Source organism: Ruegeria sp. N8 (assembly GCF_056531325.1).
The window spans coordinates 107,760-130,042 of record NZ_JBQFLQ010000001.1; the positions used below are offsets into that span (position 1 = coordinate 107,760).

The 22,283-nt window shown below is 58.2% G+C and carries 24 protein-coding genes; 14 read left to right on the forward strand and 10 right to left on the reverse strand.

All coding sequences use genetic code 11. From position 1 onward, the window contains the following. The 4 genes from ACR0C5_RS00570 (at position 1) to ACR0C5_RS00585 (ending at position 3,151) form a co-directional block, all read left to right on the forward strand. Positions 1 to 795, forward strand: a complete 795-nt coding sequence (locus tag ACR0C5_RS00570; RefSeq protein WP_170786697.1) for an LpxI family protein — start codon at positions 1 to 3, stop codon at positions 793 to 795. Continuing rightward, positions 795 to 1,952 carry a lipid-A-disaccharide synthase gene (lpxB, locus tag ACR0C5_RS00575; protein ID WP_480504348.1) on the forward strand — a complete coding sequence of 386 codons (1,158 nt, stop codon included), beginning with the start codon at positions 795 to 797 and terminating at the stop codon, positions 1,950 to 1,952. The genes ACR0C5_RS00570 and lpxB overlap by 1 nt, the downstream gene beginning before the upstream one ends. Continuing rightward, entirely contained in the window at positions 1,952 to 2,527 is a 576-nt protein-coding gene (locus ACR0C5_RS00580) for a hypothetical protein (RefSeq protein WP_480873765.1), read from the forward strand. The genes lpxB and ACR0C5_RS00580 overlap by 1 nt, the downstream gene beginning before the upstream one ends. A gap of 78 nt (positions 2,528 to 2,605) precedes the next feature. After that, positions 2,606 to 3,151, forward strand: a complete 546-nt coding sequence (locus ACR0C5_RS00585; protein ID WP_480873767.1) for a carboxymuconolactone decarboxylase family protein — start codon at positions 2,606 to 2,608, stop codon at positions 3,149 to 3,151. On the opposite strand, the gene mnmA is transcribed toward ACR0C5_RS00585, so the two are convergent. Further along, on the reverse strand, positions 3,148 to 4,293 hold the full coding sequence (gene mnmA, locus ACR0C5_RS00590; protein WP_170769709.1) for a tRNA 2-thiouridine(34) synthase MnmA: 1,146 nt from the start codon (positions 4,291 to 4,293) through the stop codon (positions 3,148 to 3,150). The genes ACR0C5_RS00585 and mnmA overlap by 4 nt on opposite strands. 128 nt (positions 4,294 to 4,421) lie before the next feature. On the opposite strand from mnmA, the gene sciP reads away from it, so the two are divergent. The 5 genes from sciP (at position 4,422) to ACR0C5_RS00615 (ending at position 10,079) form a co-directional block, all read left to right on the forward strand. Beyond that, positions 4,422 to 4,715, forward strand: coding sequence for a CtrA inhibitor SciP (gene sciP, locus ACR0C5_RS00595; RefSeq protein ID WP_480873770.1), 294 nt, complete (start codon positions 4,422 to 4,424; stop codon positions 4,713 to 4,715). Between the two features lie 82 nt (positions 4,716 to 4,797). Beyond that, a complete protein-coding gene (gene ctrA / locus ACR0C5_RS00600) occupies positions 4,798 to 5,514 on the forward strand; it encodes a response regulator transcription factor CtrA (protein WP_170769711.1) in 717 nt (238 codons plus the stop codon). Between the two features lie 116 nt (positions 5,515 to 5,630). Next, entirely contained in the window at positions 5,631 to 7,757 is a 2,127-nt protein-coding gene (gene ligA, locus ACR0C5_RS00605) for an NAD-dependent DNA ligase LigA (protein WP_480873773.1), read from the forward strand. Then, entirely contained in the window at positions 7,754 to 9,844 is a 2,091-nt protein-coding gene (gene recG, locus ACR0C5_RS00610; protein ID WP_480873776.1) for an ATP-dependent DNA helicase RecG, read from the forward strand. Before ligA ends, recG begins: the two co-directional genes overlap by 4 nt. A 112-nt stretch (positions 9,845 to 9,956) precedes the next feature. After that, complete coding sequence (locus ACR0C5_RS00615) at positions 9,957 to 10,079, forward strand: hypothetical protein (protein ID WP_269150150.1); 123 nt, start codon at positions 9,957 to 9,959, stop codon at positions 10,077 to 10,079. Positions 10,080 to 10,267: 188 nt separating this feature from the next. Here the strand turns inward: ACR0C5_RS00615 and ACR0C5_RS00620 are convergent, their stop codons facing one another. Together ACR0C5_RS00620 and ACR0C5_RS00625 are read right to left on the reverse strand one after the other, a co-directional pair. Continuing rightward, on the reverse strand, positions 10,268 to 10,906 hold the full coding sequence (locus ACR0C5_RS00620; protein WP_170769714.1) for a MarC family protein: 639 nt from the start codon (positions 10,904 to 10,906) through the stop codon (positions 10,268 to 10,270). 53 nt (positions 10,907 to 10,959) lie between these two features. Next, entirely contained in the window at positions 10,960 to 11,412 is a 453-nt protein-coding gene (locus ACR0C5_RS00625; RefSeq protein WP_170769715.1) for an iron-sulfur cluster assembly scaffold protein, read from the reverse strand. 48 nt (positions 11,413 to 11,460) lie between these two features. Here ACR0C5_RS00625 and hisI point away from each other — a divergent pair, with 48 nt between their 5' ends. Beyond that, entirely contained in the window at positions 11,461 to 11,850 is a 390-nt protein-coding gene (gene hisI, locus ACR0C5_RS00630; RefSeq protein WP_170769716.1) for a phosphoribosyl-AMP cyclohydrolase, read from the forward strand. On the opposite strand, the gene gluQRS is transcribed toward hisI, so the two are convergent. The 4 genes from gluQRS to ACR0C5_RS00650 all read right to left on the reverse strand — a co-directional run bounded on the left by gluQRS (position 11,836) and on the right by ACR0C5_RS00650 (position 15,743). Next, positions 11,836 to 12,714: a tRNA glutamyl-Q(34) synthetase GluQRS gene (gluQRS, locus tag ACR0C5_RS00635; RefSeq protein ID WP_170769717.1), complete on the reverse strand. Its 879-nt coding sequence runs from the start codon at positions 12,712 to 12,714 to the stop codon at positions 11,836 to 11,838. The genes hisI and gluQRS overlap by 15 nt on opposite strands. Further along, entirely contained in the window at positions 12,711 to 13,325 is a 615-nt protein-coding gene (locus ACR0C5_RS00640; protein ID WP_480873781.1) for a class I SAM-dependent DNA methyltransferase, read from the reverse strand. Before ACR0C5_RS00640 ends, gluQRS begins: the two co-directional genes overlap by 4 nt. Before the next feature lie 37 nt (positions 13,326 to 13,362). Next, the gene (gene trmFO, locus ACR0C5_RS00645) at positions 13,363 to 14,703 is read right to left on the reverse strand and encodes a methylenetetrahydrofolate--tRNA-(uracil(54)-C(5))-methyltransferase (FADH(2)-oxidizing) TrmFO (RefSeq protein WP_170769719.1); all 1,341 of its coding nucleotides are present in this window, start codon (positions 14,701 to 14,703) and stop codon (positions 13,363 to 13,365) included. Positions 14,704 to 14,957: 254 nt separating this feature from the next. Beyond that, complete coding sequence (locus ACR0C5_RS00650) at positions 14,958 to 15,743, reverse strand: enoyl-CoA hydratase (RefSeq protein ID WP_480504337.1); 786 nt, start codon at positions 15,741 to 15,743, stop codon at positions 14,958 to 14,960. Between the two features lie 58 nt (positions 15,744 to 15,801). Between ACR0C5_RS00650 and ACR0C5_RS00655 the strand changes: the two genes are divergently transcribed. Next, positions 15,802 to 16,245, forward strand: coding sequence for a PaaI family thioesterase (locus ACR0C5_RS00655; RefSeq protein WP_480504336.1), 444 nt, complete (start codon positions 15,802 to 15,804; stop codon positions 16,243 to 16,245). Positions 16,246 to 16,304: 59 nt separating this feature from the next. On the opposite strand, the gene ACR0C5_RS00660 is transcribed toward ACR0C5_RS00655, so the two are convergent. Continuing rightward, the gene (locus ACR0C5_RS00660; protein ID WP_170769722.1) at positions 16,305 to 16,532 is read right to left on the reverse strand and encodes a DUF1127 domain-containing protein; all 228 of its coding nucleotides are present in this window, start codon (positions 16,530 to 16,532) and stop codon (positions 16,305 to 16,307) included. Positions 16,533 to 16,631: 99 nt separating this feature from the next. Here ACR0C5_RS00660 and ACR0C5_RS00665 point away from each other — a divergent pair, with 99 nt between their 5' ends. The 3 genes from ACR0C5_RS00665 (at position 16,632) to rpsI (ending at position 19,148) form a co-directional block, all read left to right on the forward strand. Further along, entirely contained in the window at positions 16,632 to 18,035 is a 1,404-nt protein-coding gene (locus tag ACR0C5_RS00665) for an aminotransferase-like domain-containing protein (protein ID WP_480873784.1), read from the forward strand. Between the two features lie 162 nt (positions 18,036 to 18,197). After that, positions 18,198 to 18,656 (forward strand): 50S ribosomal protein L13, encoded by a 459-nt coding sequence (rplM, locus tag ACR0C5_RS00670; protein ID WP_170711488.1) that lies wholly within the window; start codon positions 18,198 to 18,200, stop codon positions 18,654 to 18,656. Between the two features lie 6 nt (positions 18,657 to 18,662). Then, entirely contained in the window at positions 18,663 to 19,148 is a 486-nt protein-coding gene (rpsI, locus tag ACR0C5_RS00675; RefSeq protein WP_039535473.1) for a 30S ribosomal protein S9, read from the forward strand. A gap of 56 nt (positions 19,149 to 19,204) precedes the next feature. Here the strand turns inward: rpsI and ACR0C5_RS00680 are convergent, their stop codons facing one another. Together ACR0C5_RS00680 and ACR0C5_RS00685 are read right to left on the reverse strand one after the other, a co-directional pair. Further along, a complete protein-coding gene (locus ACR0C5_RS00680; protein WP_480873787.1) occupies positions 19,205 to 20,365 on the reverse strand; it encodes an ABC transporter substrate-binding protein in 1,161 nt (386 codons plus the stop codon). A 29-nt stretch (positions 20,366 to 20,394) separates the two neighbouring features. Beyond that, the gene (locus ACR0C5_RS00685; protein WP_480873789.1) at positions 20,395 to 22,281 is read right to left on the reverse strand and encodes an AMP-dependent synthetase/ligase; all 1,887 of its coding nucleotides are present in this window, start codon (positions 22,279 to 22,281) and stop codon (positions 20,395 to 20,397) included. Positions 22,282 to 22,283 lie beyond the last annotated feature (2 nt).

Consider the following 22,283-nt stretch of genomic DNA (forward strand, 5'->3'; position numbering starts at 1 on the left):
ATGCTGGCCGTGATTGCGGGAACCGGCGCTTTGCCAACCGAGGTGGTCGACCAACTGGCTAACCGCCCGGTGATCTGCGCGATGGAAGGGTTCGCGCCCGACACTCTGGACGTGGATATGACCTTCCCGCTTGAGCAGTTGGGGACATTCATCGCGGATTTGAAAGCACGCGGCGTAACGCAGATTTGCATGGCAGGCGCGGTGCGGCGCCCTGCAATTGATCCAAGCCGGATTGATGCCGCGACCATGCCTTTGGTGCCCATCTTGCAACAGGCCATCATGTCCGGCGACGATGGGGCCTTGCGAGCGGTGATCGGGATTTTTGAAGATGCGGGCCTACAGGTCCGTGCCGCCCATGAAATCGTGCCAGCCCTTTTGCCAGCTCTTGGACCGCTGACCGAGGCTCAGCCATCGGACGCGGACCTGTCTGACGCCAATCGAGCAGCTGGGATCGTTCGCGCCATGGGTGCTGCGGATATCGGGCAAGCTTGCGTCGTCTCGAAGGGGCAAGCGCTGGCGGTCGAGGGGATTTTCGGGACCGCCTGGATGCTGAAATCGCTGACACAACGGCCCGATGCGGGCGGAGGCGTCCTGTTCAAGGCCCCCAAACCCGATCAGGATCGACGTGCCGATTTGCCTGCGATTGGCCCGGATACCGTCGCGGATGCAGTGGCCGCCGGGCTGTCTGGTATCGTCATTGAAAAGGGTGGGGTGATGGTGCTGCAACGGCCGCAAGTCATCGCCGAATGTGACCGGCTGGGACTGTTTCTTTACGTGCGCGAGCGGACGAACTGATGCGCGTTTTCGTGGTCGCCGGTGAACCGTCAGGCGACCGCTTGGGTGGCGCACTGATGGAAGGGCTGCGCAGTCTTCAACCCGATGTGCAGTTCGACGGGGTCGGCGGCCCTCTGATGCAGGCGCAAGGATTAAACAGCCGCTTTCCCATGTCCGAGCTTTCGGTGATGGGGCTGGTCGAGGTCCTGCCTAAGTTCTTTCATCTCAAACGTCGCATAGCCGAGACTGCTCAGGCAGTTCTGGACATGCAACCTGATGTTTTGATCACCATCGACAGCCCCGATTTCTCGCTTCGCGTCGCCAAGCTGGTAAAAGCGCAAAGCAACATTCGTACGGTGCATTACGTGGCCCCCAGCGTCTGGGCATGGCGACCGGGGCGGGCGGACAAGATGGCCAAGGTCATCGACCACGTTCTGGCGCTATTGCCGTTCGAGCCGCCCTATATGGAACGCGCGGGGATGGAATGTGATTTCGTCGGCCATCCCGTCGCAAGTGAACCCATAGCAACCGAGGACGATATCGCCGCGTTCCGCAACGCTTATGATCTGGGGAATGCGCCGATCCTCTTGACCTTGCCCGGTTCGCGCCGGGGCGAGGTTGATCGCTTGGCCCCAGTCTTTGGACAGGCACTTGACCTTTATCTGCGCGATCACCTCGATACGCGCATAGTGGTACCTGCCGTAGCTCATATGGTCGAGACGGTTCAGGCGCATCTGGAAAACTGGCCCGGTAATCCAGTTGTTGTAGATCCCCGCAACTTGCCCGCGGATGAGGCAACCGCACAAAAACGCGCGGCCTTTGCAGCCGCCGATCTGGCTCTGGCTGCCTCTGGAACCGTGTCACTGGAACTGGCAGCGCAGGCGACGCCGATGGTCATCGCCTATCGTTTGAGCTGGCTGACGCAAAAGATGGCCGAGCGGATGGTCAAACTCGATACCGTCACACTGGTCAATCTGGTGTCCGAGACCCGCACCGTGCCCGAATGCCTGCTTGATGACTGCCAGCCAAACAAGATCGCCGAGGCGTTGGGGCAGGTGGCGGCAACGCCCGATCTTCAACAGCAGGCGATGGCTGAGACAATGCAGCGGCTGGGCCGGGGTGGCGAAGCGCCGGGTCTACGCGCTGCCCGCGCCGTGCTGGAGCGGATGGCTGGCTGATGCTCGACCACGTTCTTTTTGCGGTCTCGGCCGGATTAGCCATGATCTCGACCAATCTGGACAATCTGGCGGTACTGCTGGGCCTGATCCTGATTATCGAGCAACGCCGCGCCATCGCAGGATTTGCGGTCGCACAGGCTATGGTCTTGTCCCTTGCCATGATCGTGGCAATCGGGCTTGATCAAAGCGGCATCCCTGAGTGGATTGGATATCTAGGTGTCATCCCCTTGGTTTTCGGCTTGCGCGGCATCTGGCAGCAATATCGCGGGGACGCGGGCGAGGACATAAGCGCGAAAGGTGCTGTCAGTTCGGTTGTAACCCTGTTTCTCAGCCTGTCGGTCGACAGCTTTGCCGTCATGACCCCGCTACTGGCCGATTCCACACCTTCTTTCCGACTGGCCGCCCTGCTGGGTGCTGCAATGGCCGCGTTCCTATTGGTCGCGGTGGCGGCTTGGGGGGCGCCTCGGGCTAAAAGCCTCGGGCCGCAAGTGGCGCGCCTGGACCGGATCGCGCCCTATGTCATGGTGTGCGTCGGGCTCTATATCCTGTTCAACTCGCCCACCGATCTGTTGTGATGCGTTGACCTAATCGGCCCTATCAGGTCTTTATGGCCCACCGCAAAGACCAGCCATGTCCGGTGAAGGAGAAATTTGATGTCCCGAATTCCGCCCCTCGTCGACGACGACTTGACCGAGGCCGCGCGCGCGTCTCGGGCCCTGCTTGGGGCGTATGGGCCATTCGACAATTGGGCGCGCATTGCTGCCCATAGCCCTACGGTGTTGGAACACGTGGCTGAGATGCTGACGGCATTCAAGGCGCAAGAAAACCTGCCGCGCCGTGCATTGGAACTGGCGATGGTTACGGTGTCCAAATTGAACGCCTGCGACTATTGCGTATCGCATCATACACCACAACTGACCGTGACCGGGCTAAGCCCTGAAGGCGCGGCGCGTCTGCCGGATGTCGAAAATCACCCCGAACTGGACGATTGCGACAAAGCGGTGGTGCGCTATGCCGAGGCGGTCACGACGCGGTCAGGCCGGATGCGCGATGCCGAAGTCTCTGACCTGCGCGCATGGTTCAACGATTCTCAGATCGTGGAGCTGACATGGCGCATTGCCCTGACCGGCGCGTTCAACCGCTTCAACGATGCGCTGCAAGTCGAGATCGAGACCGAGATCGCGCCCGTTTCGGCCTAGTAGCCGCGCCAGATCCAACCGCCGCCAAAGATACGGCTGCCCTCAGATGCATAGAACACGCAGGCCTGACCGGGTGAGACGCCTTCCTCGGGTGTCAGCAGTTCAACCTCGGCGGTGGTGTCGGACAGGGGACGAATGATTGCCTCGCGCGGGGGGCGGGTCGAGCGGACTTTGACCTTCAGATGCCATTCATCACGAGACGTAAATGGTTCATCACCCAACCAGTTAATTTCGCGCACCGGGATCGTGCGGGTGGCCAACATGTCTTTGGGGCCGACGACGACCTGTTTCTTGTCCACATCCAACTTGACCACATAAAGCGGCTCGGTCAGCCCGCCGATGCCCAGGCCGCGGCGTTGACCGATTGTGTAGTGGATCACTCCGTCATGCTGCGCCAATACACGGCCATCGGCATGCACGATCTCACCCGGTTCAGCTGCGCCGGGGCGCAGTTTCTCGATAACGCTGGCATAGTTGCCGTTAGGCACAAAGCAGATGTCCTGACTGTCCGGCTTGTCGGCCACAGCCAGGCCATACTGTGCTGCCATCTCGCGCGTCGCATCCTTCGAGGGCAGGTGGCCCAGAGGAAAGCGCAGGTAGTTCAACTGTTCAGGCGTGGTGGAGAACAGGAAATAGGACTGATCGCGGTTCGCATCCTCGGCGCTGTGCAACTCGGGACCGTTGGGGCCCATCTTGCGCTGAATATAGTGACCGGTGGCCATGCAGTCGGCTTCAAGGTCCTTGGCGGTTTCCAGCAGGTCCTTGAACTTCACCCGCTCATTGCAACGGATGCAGGGCACCGGGGTGGCACCGGCCAAATAACTGTCGGCGAATTCGTCAATCACCGCGTCCTTGAAGATGTTCTCATAGTCCAGGACATAGTGGGGAAAGCCACGTTCTTCCGCCACACGCCGCGCATCGTGGATGTCGATACCCGCACAGCAGGCGCCTTTCTTGGCCAAGGCCGCGCCATGGTCATAGAGCTGCAAGGTCACGCCGACCACGTCATAGCCCTGATCGGCCAGATGCGCTGCCACAACGGAACTGTCCACGCCACCGGACATAGCGACAACCACCCGCGTTTCCGAGGGCGGTTTGGCAAAGCCAAGCGAGTTCAGCGGGGTCTCGGTATCGAGGGCCATGACGATTCCAGTGCGGGTTAAGAAAGACCGGCAGAATATAGGAAAATTCTACACACTCTCAAGAGGCGGTTTCACCGCACATTAAGTAGGCTGGTGTCAGCTTTGTCGCAGCAGAAAAGGTTCGAAAGATGTATTTGCACAAAGTTGAAGGGCCACGGTCCGTAACCCTGCCGGATGGAACGGTTTTATCGCGTGCAGACCTGCCACCGGACGACACGACACGGTGGGTGGCGTCCCGCAAGGCAATTGTGGTGCGCGGGGTAATATATGGTTTGATCACCCTGTCGGATGCCAAGAAACGCTATGGGCTAAGCGATGAGGAGTTCAACTCGTGGGTTTCAGCCGTGGCAGAGCATGGAACGGACGCTCTGAAGGCAACTTCATTAAAAAAATATCGACAACCTAAAGTAGAACGTGAATAAATGATTCAACGGTAACGTCAGATTAACCATTTTTGATCAGGCTCAGTTTGAATTGGTAAATTGAACCGAATTGGAGCAGTAAATGCGTATACTTCTTGTCGAGGATGACCCCACCACGTCGAAAAGCATCGAGCTGATGCTGACGCACGCCAACCTGAACGTCTATGCGACGGATCTGGGTGAGGAAGGGATCGATCTGGCAAAACTCTATGACTACGACCTGATTTTGCTGGACCTGAACCTGCCGGACATGAACGGCCATGAGGTTTTGCGCCAACTGCGCGTTGCGCGCGTTGAAACACCGATTCTGATATTGTCGGGCGCAGATGATACCGAAAGCAAGATCAAGGGCTTCGGCTTTGGCGCAGATGACTATATGACCAAGCCTTTCCACCGCGAAGAGCTGGTGGCCCGCATTCACGCAATCATACGACGCTCCAAGGGGCATTCGCAATCGGTCATTCACACCGGTCAGGTCGCTGTGAACCTTGATGCCAAGACCGTCGAGGTCGAAGGAAAGACCGTGCATTTGACCGGCAAGGAATACCAGATGCTCGAACTTCTGAGCCTGCGAAAAGGCACAACGCTGACCAAAGAGATGTTCCTGAACCATCTCTATGGTGGAATGGATGAGCCCGAGCTGAAGATTATCGACGTATTCATCTGCAAACTGCGTAAGAAACTCAGCAATGCAACGGGTGGTGACAACTACATCGAAACCGTCTGGGGCCGGGGCTATGTGCTGCGCGACCCGCAAAGCAACAGCGTCGATGAACGTCGCATGGCCGTCGGGGCCTAAAACAGATCTGCCGCTTTGGTCCGGGGCGGCTCCCTCACTCACTGAACAGCACATCTGGACCTGACCATGGCCTCGCCCTATCACTGAGGTCCAAGAAGACGTGACAGGGCGGGGCTATGGGCGATTCACTTCCGGTTTCAGAGCTGACAGAAGACAGCGCGCGCGCAGAACTTGCGCGGTTGGCCGAACTGCTGGCGCGGGCCAATACGCAGTATCACACGCAGGACGCGCCCGAGATTTCGGACGCGGAGTATGATGATCTCAAACGTCGCAATACCGAGATCGAGAAGCGCTTTCCCCATCTGAAACGCGCAGACAGCCCATCCGACCAGGTCGGCGCCAAGCCGGGTGATGGGTTTTCAAAAGTGTCCCACGCCGTACGCATGATGTCGCTGGGCAATGCGTTCGATGATGAAGATGTCGGCGACTTCACCCGTTCAATCCGAAAATATTTGGGCCTTGGCGACGATGCTCCGCTAGCGTTTACGGCTGAACCCAAGATTGACGGCCTGTCCCTGTCCTTGCGGTATAAAGACGGCCACTTGGTGCAAGCCGCAACGCGTGGAGATGGCGAGGTTGGCGAAAACGTCACCGCCAATGCACGCACCATCTCGGACATTCCGCACCGATTGGAGAATGCTCCAGCGGTGCTCGAAGTGCGGGGCGAGGTTTACATGTCGCACGCGGATTTCGATCAGTTGAACGCGCGGCAAGCGGAGGCAGGCGAGAAGACATTCGCCAACCCACGAAACGCGGCTGCAGGATCGCTACGGCAACTGGATTCGGCGATTACTCGGGCGCGACCATTGCGCTTTTTCGCTTATGCTTGGGGAGAGCTGTCCGCGCCCTTGGCTGAGACGCAAATGGGCGCCATTGAACGGCTTAAGCAGTACGGCTTTTCGACCAACCCCCTGACGGCCCTGTGTGAGACGACGCATCATATGCTGGACCACTATCGTGGGATCGAAGCCCAGAGGGCAACACTTGGCTATGACATTGATGGTGTCGTCTACAAGGTCAATGATCTTGCGTTGCAAGCGCGATTGGGGTTCCGGTCGACCACGCCACGTTGGGCGATCGCTCATAAATTCCCCGCTGAACTGGCCTGGACCCGGTTGGAGGCCATCGACATCCAGGTCGGTCGTACCGGAGCGCTCAGTCCTGTGGCTCGGCTACACCCAGTGACGGTCGGCGGTGTGGTCGTCTCGAACGCGACCCTGCACAATGAAGACTACATTGCCGGGCGCGACGCCAAAGGCGGGACCATCCGGGACGGCAAAGATATTCGCGTCGGCGACTGGGTGCAGGTCTATCGCGCAGGGGATGTGATCCCAAAAATTGCAGATGTTGATATCTCAAAACGCCCTGATGATGCAGTCGAATTCACCTTTCCGAAAACCTGTCCGGAATGCCAAAGCCAGGCAATCCGCGAGGAAGGTGATGCCGTTCGGCGGTGCACGGGCGGCATCATTTGCCCCGCACAGGCCATTGAAAAACTGAAACATTTCGTCTCACGTAAGGCCTTCGACATTGAAGGCTTGGGGGCTAAGCAGATCGAAATGTTCTATGACGATCCTGATCTGTCCGTCAAAACGCCCGTCGATATCTTCACGCTGCAAACGCGTGACGCGGCAAATCTGAATAAGCTGGCCAATCGCAAGGGATGGGGTGCGCAAAGCGCGGGCAACCTTTGGGCTGCGATTGACGAAAAACGCCTTATCCCGTTTGGGCGGCTGCTGTTTGCCCTTGGGATTCGCCACATGGGCGAGGCGGCCTCGAACCTGGTGGCGACCCATTACGGAGAATGGTCTGAATTTGAGCGGGCGGTGACGGCCGCCTCCGGGTTCGAAGGGCCGGAATGGGATGAATTGCTGAGCATTGACGGCGTCGGCGAGGTGATGGCGCGCGCGCTTGTGTCCGCCTTCGCACAAGAGGCCGAGCGGGCGAGCATCGACGCTCTGGTCGCGCAGCTTGAGGTTCAACCAGCCAAACGGCCCGACACCGATGGCAGTCCGGTGGCCGGAAAAACCGTGGTTTTCACCGGCACACTGGAAAAAATGACGCGGGCGGAGGCGAAAGCACGGGCCGAGGCGCTAGGGGCGAAGGTGTCCGGTTCGGTCAGCAAAAAGACCGACCTTCTGGTGGCGGGTCCCGGTGCAGGGTCTAAGGCCAAGAAGGCCGCTGAATTGGGGATCGAGACACTGGACGAGGATGGCTGGCTACACCTGATAGGCGCGGCATGACCGGACGACCAGAAATCCTGTTTCCCCTGTTTGCCGGGTTGGAAACGCTTGATGGGGTTGGTCCCAAGACGGCGCAGCTTTTGACCCAAAGCGGAACCGAAGCGCCGCGTGATGTCTTGTTCGGTCTGCCTTACGCTGTGATCGACCGGCGACGGCGGGACACGATCCAAGGGGCAGATTTACCCTCGACCCTGACGGTAGAGGTTACGGTCGGCGCGCATCGGCCCGCACGAAACAAGGGCGGAGCCTATCGCGTTCATGTCGAAGATGCGCAGACAGAATTTCAACTGGTGTTTTTCCATGCCCGCGGGGACTACCTGAAAAAGGTATTGCCGCAGGGCGCTCGTCGCGTGGTTTCGGGAAAGTTGGAGCTGTTCGACGGAATGGCGCAGATGGTACACCCCGACCACATGCTGCCGGTCGAAAGCGCGGGGGATATCCCGGAATTCGAACCTGTCTATCATCTGACGCAGGGCGTGACCCAGAAAACGGCCTATAAGGCCGCGCGCAGTGCGCTTGCGCGGGCACCGAAACTGGCAGAGTGGATAGATCCGTCACAGATCGGCAGAGAGCAGTGGCCTAACTGGTTCGATGCGGTTACTGCGGCGCACAACCCTTTGGGGGCGGATGACGTGTCACCTCATGCCCCGGCGCGGGCGCGATTGGCTTATGATGAGTTCTTTGCGCATCAGGTGACTTTGGCCCTCGCGCGTCAACGGGAACGCAAGGCGCGGGGGATTGTCAGTGTGGCGACCGGGCGGTTGCAATCCAGGGTTCTGGCAGATTTGCCCTACAAACCCACCGGCGCGCAGATGCGGGCGATTGATCAGATCACCGAGGATATGGCCTCGGACGCGCGGATGAACCGCTTGCTTCAGGGCGATGTCGGCGCTGGTAAAACGCTGGTGGCTTTCATGGCACTGTTGGTCTCGGTCGAGGCGGGCGGGCAGGGTGTCATGATGGCCCCAACCGAGATTCTGGCGCGCCAGCATCTGGAAGGGTTGCGCCCCTTGGCGGAAAGCGCGGGGATCGTGCTGGAGATCCTGACCGGGCGCGATAAAGGCGCGGAGCGGCGCGCTAAGCTTGAAGCGTTACAACAGGGTAATATCCACATCCTCGTCGGCACTCATGCGGTGTTCCAATCTGATGTCGCCTTCCGGGATTTGCGCCTTGCCATCGTGGATGAACAACACCGGTTCGGTGTGCGGCAACGGATGGAGTTATCGGAAAAGGGGCAGGGCGCGGATGTGCTGGTGATGACGGCGACACCGATCCCACGCAGTCTTGCGCTGGCGCAATATGGGGACATGGACGTTTCGGTTCTTGACGAAAAACCACCGGGGCGAAAGCCTGTGAAAACAGCGGTGATCAGCACGGAACGGATGGACGAAATCGTCGCCCATCTGCGGCGGGCCATCGACGAGGGACGGCAGTGTTATTGGGTTTGCCCGCTGGTCGACGAATCCGAAGTGTCGGATCTGACCGCCGCAGAAGAACGGTTCAAAAGGTTGCGCGCGGTTCTGGGGGAAGGGGTCGTGGGGCTGGTTCACGGTCAGATGCCGCCAGCCGACAAGGACGCCGCGATGAAAGCCTTTCAAGAAGGACAGACAAAGGTTCTGGTCGCGACCACCGTGATTGAGGTTGGTGTAAACGTACCCAACGCGTCGATCATGGTGATCGAACGCGCCGAGATTTTTGGACTGGCGCAGTTGCATCAGCTGCGCGGTCGGGTCGGGCGGGGTGAAGCGGATTCGACTTGTCTACTGATGTATCAACCTCCGCTAACGGACGGCGGTCGGAAACGGCTGGAGATTCTACGCGAAACCGAAGACGGATTTCGCATCTCGGAAACCGATCTTGAGATGCGCGGTGCGGGCGATTTGATCGGGACCGCCCAATCAGGCCTGCCAAAATTCAGAATTGCGGATATCGAGCGACAAGCCGGGTTGATGGCAACGGCCCAGACGGATGCGCGCGCGCTGCTGGCCAAAGACCCCAAGCTGACCTCGGATCGGGGCCGGGCAGTTCGTGTTCTTTTGTGGATGATGCGGCAGGATCAGGCGATCCGTTTAATTTCAGTGGGTTAGTCGAAAAGTTCGCGCAAGTTCACAAATGTTCTTAAAAAGTTCTTTACCGACTCGGTAAAATATGAGAACAAAAGGTCAACAAAGGATTAAAGCTCTGACCGGAGGTGACCTCATGCTGACCCAGATCAAAACCGCTATCAGCCGCTCGCACGCCACTTTGCTGCAAGATGCTGCCGGTGCTGTGTCTTTGGTCGTTATCCTGATGGTTGCCCTGCACCTGCCCGGAGCGTTCTGACCCTTTCTGCCTGCGATCTCATGCCGACAACGCCGCGCTGTCATCCCCATCTCAGTCAAGGGTGACCTGCCTGTCCCAATTCCCTTGAAGGGGCCATGCCTCGGCCCCGTGCGGTATACCGGACCCCACATGAGACACGCACAACCTGCCGCCGCCCTTTCCGCCCGGAAGGTGCGGCGGTTTTTTTCTTAGAGCTGTCCGGTGCGAATAATCTCGAGCACTGCCGACAAAACTGAGTTCACAGCGACCGAAGCCAAGATCATCCCCATGACCCGGCTGATAATCGCAGCGCCCGAGTGGCCAATTAGGCGAATGATCGGCTCAGCCAGCAGCATCAATACAAACGCAATGGCGATGACCGAGATCATAACCAGGGCCGTAATCCCCTGATCCGCAATGCTATATCGGTTGTTGTCGGTCAGAATCACGATGGCCAGCATGGCGCCGGGCGAGGCCAGAGACGGCACCGCCAGTGGGAAGATCGCCGGATTGTGCTGGTGCGACGTATCTTTCTCGTCATCTTCAGCGGCGCGTTGTTCCACATCCTGTTTGCTTTCGCCAAAGATCATAGTCAGCGCAAAAAGAAACAGGATGATCCCACCTGCGACCTGAAAGGAATTGAGACCGATATCCAACGCCTCGATCAACAATTGACCGAAGACGAGGAAGAACAACAAAACTCCGGCACTGATCACCGAGGCTAACAGCGCCATTTTTCGTCGTGCTGCAGCGCCCAGTCCAGCTGTCACCGCTATGAAGACCGGAATGGTGCCAATGGGATCAATGACGACCCACAGCGTTACAAAATGTTCAAGCAGATTGTTCACCGCGCCCCCTGCATTTCCAAAAGGTTAGACCGGATGCGCGAAAAACGCCATGTTCAGGCGCAGTTGGCTTGCTCGGCCTGTTCCATTGCTTCGGCGGTCGCATCCAAAGCCAACAGGATCGACGCGTGCCGGTTTTTGTAGTCACGCGCAGGCATCAGCACCTCAAGCCCGTCAAACGGTGCATCGGGGGCAGGGCCGTCCTTCTTAAGCATGGCCGCCAGTTGATCCCGCGCGGCTTCGACCTGAGCACGGGTGGCACCGATCACCGCTCCGCCAACAACAGCGGCCGAGGCCTGACCCAAAGCACAGGCTTTCACATCCTGCCCAAACTCTGAAATCCGACCGTCCGTCAGCTTGACATCCACAGTCACCGTCGACCCACACAAGGGCGAGCGTTTCTTCACCGTCGCGTCGGGATCGCTCAGGCGGTCCAGATGCGGAATATCCGCCGCCAGCGCCAGAATACGGCCGGAATACAGCTTGATCAGATCATTGTCGCCGGACATGGCTTTCCCTCGGTTCGTGTTCCCCATACATAGTAAGCATCCACCCGGATGCAAAAGGTTTTTAAGATGACGACCCCTGCGACTTTTGACCCATTGACCCTGACGTTCAACGAGGCTGGGCTGATCCCGGCCATCGCGCAGGACGCAGACAGCAACGAAGTGCTGATGATGGCGTGGATGAACGCAGATGCCATCCGCAAAACGTTGCAGACCGGGCGGGTGACGTATTGGTCCCGGTCCCGGCAATCCTTTTGGATCAAGGGCGAAAGCTCGGGCCATGTACAGGAATTGGTCGATTTCCGCGTGGATTGCGATCGAGATTGTCTGTTGGTGATTGTTCGTCAAACAGGACCGGCCTGCCACACGAACCGGCGTAGCTGTTTCTACACCGCTGTGCGCGACGGTGACGAAACCGAGCTGATGTCACCGATGATCTAAGCCGACCATCGCGCGGATATCGGCGGGCGAAACACCCTCGTCGCGGTATTTCGAGATGGCGCGCGCGTCGTCGCGTTTGGCCAATCGCTTGCCAGCATCATCGCGGATCAGCTTGTGGTGGTGGTAGATGGGCTGGGGAAGATCCAGAAGCACCTGCAGAACCACATGAATGCGGGTGGCGTCGAACAAATCCTGCCCACGGACCACATGCGTCACATTCTGCGCGGCATCGTCCAGCACTACCGACAGGTGGTACGACGTGCCCATATCTCGCCGGGACAGCACGACATCTCCGATTGTGTCGGTCAGTTCCCGATCCGAGAAGGAGACACGGCCGGTGCTTCCGCATGGTCCGCAACCGGTTTCAAAGAAGTGAAATTCACTCTTAACCTTAACAGTTTGCGCGGCTTTCTGCATGTCCAGGCGCAGCGGAATATCGCGTGGCATCGGACCTGAGCGAACTGCTTTCTCGCGGCACGTACCGGGATAAACGATACCGTCTGGTCCCAGCAAAGGCGCGCCTTCTTGTGGTGCGCTGGTCGCCGCGGCAATATCGCGCCGGTTGCAGGTGCAGGGATACAGAAGGCCGCGTGACCACAATTGCTGCAACGCGATCTCATATACCTCCATCCGCGTCGACTGCCGAAGGACGGGTTCGGGCCATGTCAAACCCAACCATGAGAGGTCGTCGTAAATCTGCTCTTCCCAATGTGAACGAGCGCGGGTGCGGTCGATGTCTTCGATCCTCAGCAAGAACTGACCTTCGTGCTGCCGCGCCAAGTCGCTGGCCAGCAAAGCCGAAAAAGCGTGACCAAGATGAAGAGGGCCGGTTGGGGATGGCGCAAACCGAGTGGTGAAAATCACGCTTTTTCAACAATGTAGACGTCAGATTTCAGGTCCATACCCGGCAGGTGCGGACCGTATTCCCGAAAAAGCAGCCGGGCGGCCCCGATATCAAGCCAATCGTTCAATCGACAGGTGTAGCTGTAATCCTTAAGCGTGTGATCATTAAATGAAAACGCCAACAATCCACCCTTGGGCAGCGCCTTCAGCAGCATGTCGAAGGTCTCAGGAGGTGCCGCCCCGACGCTGATAACACCGATGGCTGCAATCGCCTTATAGGCCCCTGCGTTAACCGGATTGGGATTGGAAATCTCGAATGAGGACAACTGCCGGTAAACGCCTTTGGATTCGGCCTCTTCCAGCATTCTGGGTGTGGGATCTATGCCGTCGATAACTTCGAACCCGGCGGTCCGCAGCGCCTGACCAGACAGCCCGGTGCCGCAGCCATAGTCAAGGATCGGCGTCTGAGGTTCGGGGAGTTTCGACCACAGCGCCTCGGCCACACGGGTTGGGGTAATATAGCCGTGCGATGCGACCTCGCTGTCGTATGAGGATGCCCATTTCTGATAGTGGTCGCGGGTTGCCTCGGGAGTGTCCAGCCCGTAGACGTCTTTCATGTATTCGTCGCTCATGCCCCCATGTTAGGCCGGTACGGCGCGTTGCGTCCAGTCAGCAATGCGCCAGCCAGTCTGACCACGCCGCCTTGGCCCGATCTGTATAGGCCTTGTAGCGGTCCTTGCGGCCACGTCTGCCACCTTTCAGCCCATCGACCGGGCGGAACAGGCCGAAATTCACATTCATCGGCTGAAAGGTCTTGGCCTCAGCACCGCCTGTGATGTGATGGATCAGTGCGCCCATGGCGCTGTCTTGCGGCACATTTGGCAACTCTTTCCCCAGAATCTGCGCCGCAGCCAGCCGCCCGGCCAGCAGGCCCATAGCGGCGCTTTCGACATAGCCCTCGACCCCGGTGATTTGCCCGGCAAAACGAATGTTGGGTCTGGACTTCAACCGCATCTGTGCGTCCAGAAGGGTTGGAGAGTTAATGAACGTATTGCGGTGAATCCCGCCCAGCCGCGCGAAACTTGCATTCTCCAGCCCCGGAATCATACGGAAAACATCCGTTTGCGCGCCGTATTTCATCTTTGTCTGAAAGCCCACGATATTGAATAGCGTGCCCAATGCATTGTCGCGGCGCAATTGCACAACGGCATGAGGCTTCACATCGGGCTGGTGCGGATTGGTGAGGCCAACGGGTTTCATCGGACCATGGCGCAGGGTTTCACGACCGCGTTCCGACATCACCTCGATCGGGAGGCAGCCATCGAAATACCCGGCGGTTTCGCCTTCGTGGAACTCGGTCTTGTCAGCAGCCAACAAGGCATCAATGAATGCCTCGTACTGGTCGCGGTCCATCGGGCAGTTCAAATAAGCGGTGCGCTCTTCCTCGGTCTCGCCCTTGTCATAGCGCGACTGCATCCAGGCCTGGCTCATGTCGATGCTGTCGGCATAGACGATGGGTGCAATTGCATCGAAAAAGGCGAGCGAGTCGGTGCCGGTTTCCGCCCGGATCGCCTCACCCAGCGCAGCCGAAGTCAGTGGCCCGGTTGCAAAAATCCATTGGCCGTCATCGGGCAGGGTGGTTACTTCCTCCTCGGACACCTCGACTCGTGGATGGGCCCGTAGCTTGGCTGTCACGGATTCGGCAAAGGGATCACGATCCACCGCCAGGGCGCCGCCTGCCGGCAGCCGATGGGCATCAGCGGTTGTCATAATCAACCCGTTCGCGGCGCGCATCTCCCAATGCAGCAAGCCAACGGCGTTCTGTTCATCATCATCCGAACGGAAGGAGTTCGAGCAAACCATCTCGGCCAGGTTACCGGTCTGGTGCGCAAAGGTGCCCACCTTGGGCCGCATTTCGTGGATCATAACATCCACGCCCATTTCCGCCGCCTGCCAGGCAGCCTCGGACCCGGCCATGCCGCCGCCCACGATATGCAGTTTCTGTGTCATGCGCAGCCACATAGGGCAGAGCACGCGTCAACGCAAACACCTGTTGGGTCAGATTGTCTGAAGAAGGGAAATTTTGGGGTCGCCGCTGCGGGAATGTCAACGCCGGTGAGAGAGACCAGCTGGAGGGACCTTCCGCCTACGGCGACCCAAAATCGGTTTTCAGGCCATAGCCTTGTCTCAGCATTGCCACAGTGTCGCCGTTTTGAAAAGTCCCAAAATGCGGAATCGGGCAGAATTCCCAAGAAACAATTGCGTTATTGTTCCCAATTTGGCGTTCTTTTTTCGATAAATGCAGAGATTCCTTCCTCGGTATCCCGGTGCATCATGTTCTGCGCCATCACTTCGCCGGTATGTGCGTAGGCTTGTTCAATGGGCATATCGAGCTGCTGATAGAACGCTTCCTTACCGATTTTCACTGCCGATCCCAACTTTTCCGCCAGTTGTTCCGCAAGGGATTGTGCCTCATGCTCCAGCAGCATTTCCGGCACGGCCCGGTTGATCAGCCCCAGTTCTGCCGCACGTTCAGCCGTTATGAAATCGCCTGTGGTCAGCATTTCAAACGCTTGTTTTCGGGGAATATTGCGGCTGAGCGCAACCATGGGTGTCGAACAAAACAGGCCGATATTCACGCCATTGACGCCGAACCGCGTCGTCTCTGCCGCCACGGCCAGATCGCAAGTGGCAACCAGCTGGCATCCAGCGGCCGTCGCGATGCCATGAACCTGAGCGATGACAGGTTGAGGCAAAGACTGAATTGTCAGCATCATCTGTGCGCATCTGCTGAACAAGTCCTGGAAATAGGCCTTGCCCCCATCTTCGCTTTGACGCCCCGCTGTCATCTGCTTCAGATCGTGGCCCGCGCAAAAAGCTTTGCCCGCGCCCGACAGGACCACCGCGCGGATAGACCGGTCGTCGCGCAGGGCATCAAACTCGGTTTGCAGTGCCGCCAGCATTTCGTCGCTGAGGGCATTCAGACGTTCCGGCGCGTTCATCGTCAGCCTTGCGACCGCTCCGGTGTCGCTGCGTTCCAGAATTCCCATCTTGCCCTCCGATCTGATGTGAGGCCAACTCTAGGTCGGCAAATCGAGGAGGGGAAGCATGTCATTGGCCTTAGACCGGGAAGAATTGACTGCCTATATGAAACAGGTCTTTCCGCAGGTGCATCGGGACTTTGTGGTCGAGGACCTGACCGAGGACACAATCACCATGCGGTTGGTGGTCGAAGACCGGCACTTGCGGCCGGGTGGTACGGTTTCAGGGCCGTCCATGTTCGGTCTGGCCGATGTCTGTGTCTACGCGATCATTCTTGCGCGCAAGGGCCGTCAATCTCTGGCCGTCACAACTGGCTGCTCGATGGACTTCATGCGCAAACCCGATGGAGACCAAGACATGATCGCACGCTGCACCCTGTTGAAGCTGGGAAAGGCTTTGGCCGTAGGCGATGTGCTGATGTATTCGAAAGGCTCTGACAAACCCGTTGCACGTGCCACGATGACCTATTCGCTGCCGCCCGAGGGGTCTGCCGCCGCGGCATTCGGATAAAAAATGGCCGGGACGAGCCCGGCCAAGGAAGAGGTCCCAATAAAGGGACTGGGGATATCTTACCCGTGCCAGAACGGGCGTTCGATTTCGCGGTTGGCCTGATCTCGGGTCAACCCGACATCACGCAGCAACCGATCATCCAGCTTCGACAAATTGACTCTGCTGCGGCGCTGTCGCTCCCACTTTGTGACAGTCGCCGCAAACCGCACGGCCAGCGATGCGATCAGCGGCAGCCGAGGGCTGTCGTTCAGCAGCAAAAGGGCGGGGGTGTGCATTGCGCGTGTCATCTTGGGTATCCTTTCAAATTGTATTGACACAAACGTAATATGTTCGGTATATGTTATTGATACATTCGACATTGTGTCAAAATCAAAGGAAGAATTGTAATGGATACAATTTGGCCGGAGTCTCTACTGAAATCCAAGGGACCTAAGTATACACTTGTGGCCGATACAATTCGAAAAGCTATTGATAACAAATTATTGGAGGTCGGAACTAAGCTGCCTCCGGTACGAGAACTGGCGTATCGGTTGCAAATTACGCCGGGCACCGTTGCGCGTGCGTATACGATTCTGACGGATGAGGGATTGTTACAAGCCGAGGTGGGGCGCGGTACATTCGTGGCCCCGCCGAAATCGCCGATTCTGGATGATGTCTGGGCGCGGCAGTTGCATCTGCGCGACGACAAGTACAATGCCAGCGTCAGCCTGTTTAGCCCGCGACTGGCGGATGTAGGGCAGGTGGCTCTGATCCGGGAGTGCTTGCAAAAGGTGTCGCAATCCGATCCGGGGTTGTTTCTGAATTACCCTACCCGCGACGCGTATATACCGATGCGCCAGGCCGTAGTTGACTGGCTATCCGATCTGCCATTGGGGCCGTTGTCGCATAACGATATTGTACTGACACATGGCGGGCAGAACGGATTGTGCCTTGTGTTTCAAACCATTCTGCGTGGTCCCAAACCTTTGGTCCTGGTCGAGGACCTGTCTTATGCCGGGTTCCGCCGCGCCGGAGAGCTGATGCGGGCCGAGGTGGTCGGTGTGAAGATGGACAAATGGGGCATTGACCCCGACGCGATGGAGCACGTCCTACGTCAAAACCCAGCGCAGGCTGTCTGCGTTTCTCCGGAAGTTCAGAACCCGACTGGCGCGCATACCCCCCTGGAGCGACGCAAAGAAGTTGTCGAGGTCGCCCGTCGCTTTGACCTGCAAATCATCGAGGATGATTGCTACCGAATGGGCGACGCACGCGAGCCCAGCTACCGCGCCCTGGCCCCCGAGCGTGGATGGCACGTGTCGTCCATTTCCAAAACTTTGACGCCTGCGCTGCGGGTGGGCTTTGCGATTGCCCCGCGTGAGCGCAGTGTCGATCTGCGGAGGTCGGCGGAATACGGGTATTTCGGATTGGCGCAACCGCTGGCGGAACTGACCCGGCTCATGCTGTCCGACCCGCGCACCCGGCGAATTGCCCGCGATGTACGCGAGAAGATGGGGGAATATGTGCGCGTGGCTGTAAATTCTTTGGGTGGGTTTGACCTGAACTGGGCGCCTGATGTGCCGTTTGTCTGGCTTAACTTGCCCTCGGGCTGGCGTGCTGCTGCATTTAGCCGGGCGGCTGAGCGGGAAGGGATCCAACTGCGATCCGCCGATGAGTTCGCCTTGCGCGATGGACGCGCGCCGAATGCAGTGCGCATTGCGATGAACGGGCATGTCTCGCTGGAACGGTTCGAAGATGCAATGCAGCGCCTGCGCAATCTGTTGGACAACCCGCCCGAGCAAATCAGCGTTTAAATTGGGGTAAAATAATACCTATTTTATAAGTCACTGTTTTTACGACATTTAAAAGAGATTACTGCAGTTGACCTGCGCAACGCTCCCCTCTAAATACGCTCCATCGAATTCGGGCCGCTCCACACGGGGGCGGTCTTTCACATCAAACAGGACTATCCTGCCATGAAAACCTTTTCTGCAACACCTGCAGACATCGACAAGAAATGGATCCTGATCGACGCCGAGGGCGTTGTTCTGGGTCGTCTTGCTTCGATCGTCGCCATGCGCCTGCGTGGCAAGCACAAAGCGTCGTTCACCCCGAACATGGACATGGGCGACAATGTTATCGTGATCAACGCTGACAAAATCCAGATGACCGGCAAGAAGCGCGAAGAGAACTTCTACTGGCACACTGGCCACCCGGGCGGCATCAAGTCGCGCACCAAACAGCAGATCCTGGAAGGTGCACATCCTGAGCGCGTTGTCGTTCAGGCCGTCAAGCGCATGCTGCCGGGCAACCGTCTGGCGCGCAAGCAGATGACCAACCTGCGCGTTTACGCCGGTGGCGATCATCCCCATGAGGCGCAAGCGCCCGAAGTTCTGGACGTTAAGTCCATGAACAAGAAAAACACCCGGAGCTAATGACCGATGGCTGATCAGATCAATACTCTCGAAGAGCTGAGCGCCGTCGCAGGCGTTGAAACCGTGGCCGAAGAAGTCATCGTGCGTGAACCCGTGCGCGACGAGCTGGGCCGTTCCTACGCCACCGGCAAGCGTAAAGACGCTGTTGCACGCGTTTGGATCAAGCCGGGTTCCGGCAAAGTCACCGTGAACGGCAAGGACCAGGACAAGTACTTTGCTCGTCCCGTTCTGCAGCTGATCCTGCGCCAGCCGTTCCAGGTTGCCGGTGTAGAAGGTGAGTTCGACGTTGTTGCGACCGTAAAAGGCGGTGGCCTGACCGGTCAGGCCGGTGCGGTCAAGCACGGCATCTCGAAAGCGCTGCAGCTCTATGATCCCTCGCTGCGTGGCGCGCTGAAAGCCGCTGGCTTCCTGACCCGCGACAGCCGCGTTGTGGAACGTAAGAAATACGGTAAGCGCAAAGCGCGTCGTTCGTTCCAGTTCTCGAAGCGTTAATCGCCACGGACACCGAATTGGAAAGGGCTCGCCTCGGCGAGCCCTTTTTCTTTGGTTTATTCTTCGTAGACCAGTTTCCAGGCCCCATCTTCGACAACGCTGACAAAGACAGTATCCGCGCCCTGATGGTCGTCTGGACCATAGGTGATCTGGTTTCCGACCAGATCATCCTTGTAGTTCAGGGACTCCATGGCCGCGATAAAGCTGTCATGGGTCAGGTCAGGGCCTGCGGCCTCTAGCGCTTTGACCATCATCTCGGCGGCCGAATAACCTAGCATCGAGAAACCGACAGGGTCTTCGCCCGTAGCCTCCTTGTATTCGGCGATGAATGCGGCCGGGGCAGGCTCTTCCGCGCGAGCCCAGAGGTCCAGCCAGGAGGCCGCTGCATAGAACCCATCGGTTACGCCACCGGGTACTTGCGCAACCACGGTCAGGAAACTGGCCGAAGTACCAAGGAACTTCATATCCGCTAGCCCCATCTTTTTGGCCGTGCCAACCACGGTGATAGCCTGCCGCACTCCCAAAGCCATTGTGACGATATCGCAGCCTTCCTCCTTGAGCTTGCTAAGAGAGCCGACGAAATCCGTCTCATCCGGTTTGTGCGTTGTTTCAGCTACAAATGCGATACCGGCCTCTTCCGCCCCTGCTTTGCTGCCTTCCAGAATTTCTTCGCCGAAATCGGTGGGCAGGTACATGGTGCACACGGATTGTGATCCGAATTCGCCGTTCAGATATTTCACCCCTATCCGGGCCTGATCAAAATAAGTGGAGAACGAGGTAAACTTATTCTTCATCGGCTCTTGCAGCATTTGCCGTGCGGCTGTCAGAGGCGCAACGTTGGGAATACCTTTCGGGTCCAGCAGTTTGAATCCGGCCACGTTCATCGGCGTGCCCAGTGACTGCAGCATGGCAAACACCTTGTCGCGGTTCAGCAGCTTGTTATAGCCCTGCATCGCGCGCGGCATCTGATAGCCGTTATCCTCAACCACGAAACGGATTCTGCGCCCGTGCACGCCGCCTTCGGCATTCACGCGGTCAAACACTACATTTGCGCCCTTGGTGGCCGGAACTCCGACGGCAGCGAAAATACCGCTCAGATCGTTGACCGAGCCGATGACGATCTCATCGTCGCTAACACCTTGTGTCTCAGCACCTGCAACAGTTGCCGCAGCCGCCAAAGCGGTGGCGGTGGCCAGCCGTTTGATCACGTTCCTCATGTTTCTCCTCCCTTTGGGTAAACCCTTATCTAATTGTACATATCTTCAATGAGATCTGCGTGTTTCTTTTCCACAAAGCTGCGTTTCAGCTTCATAGTGGCCGTCAGCTCTTCGTCATCGGCGGTCAGCAACACGTTGATCAGGCGGAAATCCTTGATCTGTTCGACCCGCGCAAATTCCTTGTTTACCGCGTCGACTTCTGCCCCGATCTGATCGCGTACCTCAGGCGCAGCACAGAGTGAGGCGAAGTTCGAAAACGGAACTTTGCGGTCCTGCGCAAACTTCTCGACGTTCTCCTGGTCGATCATTATCAGCGCCGTCAGAAACTTGCGTTGGTCGCCGATTATAACAGCGTCCGAGATATAGGGGCTAAATTTCAAGCGGCTTTCGATCTCGGCCGGGGTGATGTTCTTGCCGCCCGCCGTGATGATGATGTCTTTCAGTCGCCCGGTGATTGTCACATAGCCGTCACCGTCGATCTGCCCCATATCGCCTGTGCGCAGCCAGCCATCGGCGGTGAAGGTCTCGGCGGTTTTGGCATTGTTGCGCCAATAGCCCTGAAAAACATTCAAACCTTTGATCTGAATTTCACCGTCATCTGCAATACGCACATCATTGCCCGGCACCGCGCGGCCAATGGTGCCGATTTTGTTGTGCTCGGTCGTGTTCAGCGTCGCCAGACCCGAGGTTTCGGTCATCCCGAACCCTTCGACAATGGGCACCCCGATGGACCAGAACCATTTCAGAAGGTTAGCCGAGATGGGCGCCGCTCCGGTGCCGCCACGCCGCATCCGGTCTAGCCCCAGCATCCGCCGCAGATTGCGCATAACCAAACGGTCCCACAGCCAGAACTGCGCGCTCACAGCGGCGGGCACCGGCTTTCCGGCCAGGATATACTCGGCCCGCGCCATACCCGCTTTCACGGCCATCCCAAAGGCGGCGCGCCCTGCGGGGGTGGCGTCCTGCGCCAGAATCTGAACCTGAGAATAGATCTTCTCCCACACCCGCGGGACGGCGGTAAAGGTGCTGGGCGAGACCTCTTGCAGGTTCGCAAACACGGTTTCGGGGCTTTCGGCGAAATTCACCACGCATTTCGACGCAAGCGGCAGGTAAACCGATACATCACGTTCCAGGATATGGCACAGCGGCAGAAAGCAAAGCTGCTCATCCGTTTCCAGCGAGGGCAGGGCGTGCGCACCGCATTCAATCGCGGCCAGGATGTTCTCGTGACTCAGCATCGCGCCCTTAGGCGCCCCAGTGGTGCCCGAGGTGTAGACCAACAGAGCCGTGTCCTGCGGCGAGGCCAGGGCGATCTCGGCTTCGAACCGGTCAGGCTCTTCGGCTTCAGCCCGTCGTCCGATGTCATACAGATCGCCAATCATCAAGCAGCGGTCGTGGCTTAGATCATGCAGGCCCTCATCCTCGAGGATGATGACGTTCAGCAGACCGGGAAGCTCGGTTTCGACCTCGAAGAACTTGTCCAACTGTTCTTCGTTCTCGACCACAAGAAAGCGGCTGTCGCTGTCATTCACAAGGTATTTCAATTGTTTGGCAGAATCGGTGGTGTAGATGCCCGAAGCAATGCCGCCCACACATTGGATGCCCATATCGAACCACGCCCATTCCTTGCGGTCCTCGGACAGGATTGAGACAACCTCGCCCCGTTGCAGCCCCAGCTTCCGTAAGGCCAGCCCGATCCACTTGGCATGTTGCCAGTAATCGGCCCAGGAATAGGACTTCCATATGCCGAAATCCTTTTCCCGATGTGCAGTGCGGTCGCCCAAATCGGCGCAGCGTTTCTGAAACAACGCGCAGATCGTCATGCATTCATCCACCAGCACGGGGCGTTGGCCGGGGGTAGCGTTGAACTGGATGCCGTTGATCTTGGTCTGAGGGGGCAGGGTGCTGATATTCATGC

Coding starts and splice junctions, on each gene's coding strand:
- trmFO (WP_170769719.1), bottom strand. CDS start 14,703: ATGACACAGAAACTGCATATCGTGGGCGGCGGCATGGCCGGGTCCGAG.
- ACR0C5_RS00665 (WP_480873784.1), top strand. CDS start 16,632: ATGGATACAATTTGGCCGGAGTCTCTACTGAAATCCAAGGGACCTAAG.
- ACR0C5_RS00570 (WP_170786697.1), top strand. CDS start 1: ATGCTGGCCGTGATTGCGGGAACCGGCGCTTTGCCAACCGAGGTGGTC.
- ACR0C5_RS00650 (WP_480504337.1), bottom strand. CDS start 15,743: ATGGGAATTCTGGAACGCAGCGACACCGGAGCGGTCGCAAGGCTGACG.
- ACR0C5_RS00655 (WP_480504336.1), top strand. CDS start 15,802: ATGTCATTGGCCTTAGACCGGGAAGAATTGACTGCCTATATGAAACAG.
- recG (WP_480873776.1), top strand. CDS start 7,754: ATGACCGGACGACCAGAAATCCTGTTTCCCCTGTTTGCCGGGTTGGAA.
- ACR0C5_RS00585 (WP_480873767.1), top strand. CDS start 2,606: ATGTCCCGAATTCCGCCCCTCGTCGACGACGACTTGACCGAGGCCGCG.
- ctrA (WP_170769711.1), top strand. CDS start 4,798: ATGCGTATACTTCTTGTCGAGGATGACCCCACCACGTCGAAAAGCATC.
- rpsI (WP_039535473.1), top strand. CDS start 18,663: ATGGCTGATCAGATCAATACTCTCGAAGAGCTGAGCGCCGTCGCAGGC.
- hisI (WP_170769716.1), top strand. CDS start 11,461: ATGCAAAAGGTTTTTAAGATGACGACCCCTGCGACTTTTGACCCATTG.
- ACR0C5_RS00615 (WP_269150150.1), top strand. CDS start 9,957: ATGCTGACCCAGATCAAAACCGCTATCAGCCGCTCGCACGCCACTTTG.
- ligA (WP_480873773.1), top strand. CDS start 5,631: ATGGGCGATTCACTTCCGGTTTCAGAGCTGACAGAAGACAGCGCGCGC.
- rplM (WP_170711488.1), top strand. CDS start 18,198: ATGAAAACCTTTTCTGCAACACCTGCAGACATCGACAAGAAATGGATC.
- ACR0C5_RS00625 (WP_170769715.1), bottom strand. CDS start 11,412: ATGTCCGGCGACAATGATCTGATCAAGCTGTATTCCGGCCGTATTCTG.
- ACR0C5_RS00640 (WP_480873781.1), bottom strand. CDS start 13,325: ATGAGCGACGAATACATGAAAGACGTCTACGGGCTGGACACTCCCGAG.
- mnmA (WP_170769709.1), bottom strand. CDS start 4,293: ATGGCCCTCGATACCGAGACCCCGCTGAACTCGCTTGGCTTTGCCAAA.
- ACR0C5_RS00580 (WP_480873765.1), top strand. CDS start 1,952: ATGCTCGACCACGTTCTTTTTGCGGTCTCGGCCGGATTAGCCATGATC.
- ACR0C5_RS00680 (WP_480873787.1), bottom strand. CDS start 20,365: ATGAGGAACGTGATCAAACGGCTGGCCACCGCCACCGCTTTGGCGGCT.
- ACR0C5_RS00660 (WP_170769722.1), bottom strand. CDS start 16,532: ATGACACGCGCAATGCACACCCCCGCCCTTTTGCTGCTGAACGACAGC.
- sciP (WP_480873770.1), top strand. CDS start 4,422: ATGTATTTGCACAAAGTTGAAGGGCCACGGTCCGTAACCCTGCCGGAT.
- ACR0C5_RS00685 (WP_480873789.1), bottom strand. CDS start 22,281: ATGAATATCAGCACCCTGCCCCCTCAGACCAAGATCAACGGCATCCAG.
- lpxB (WP_480504348.1), top strand. CDS start 795: ATGCGCGTTTTCGTGGTCGCCGGTGAACCGTCAGGCGACCGCTTGGGT.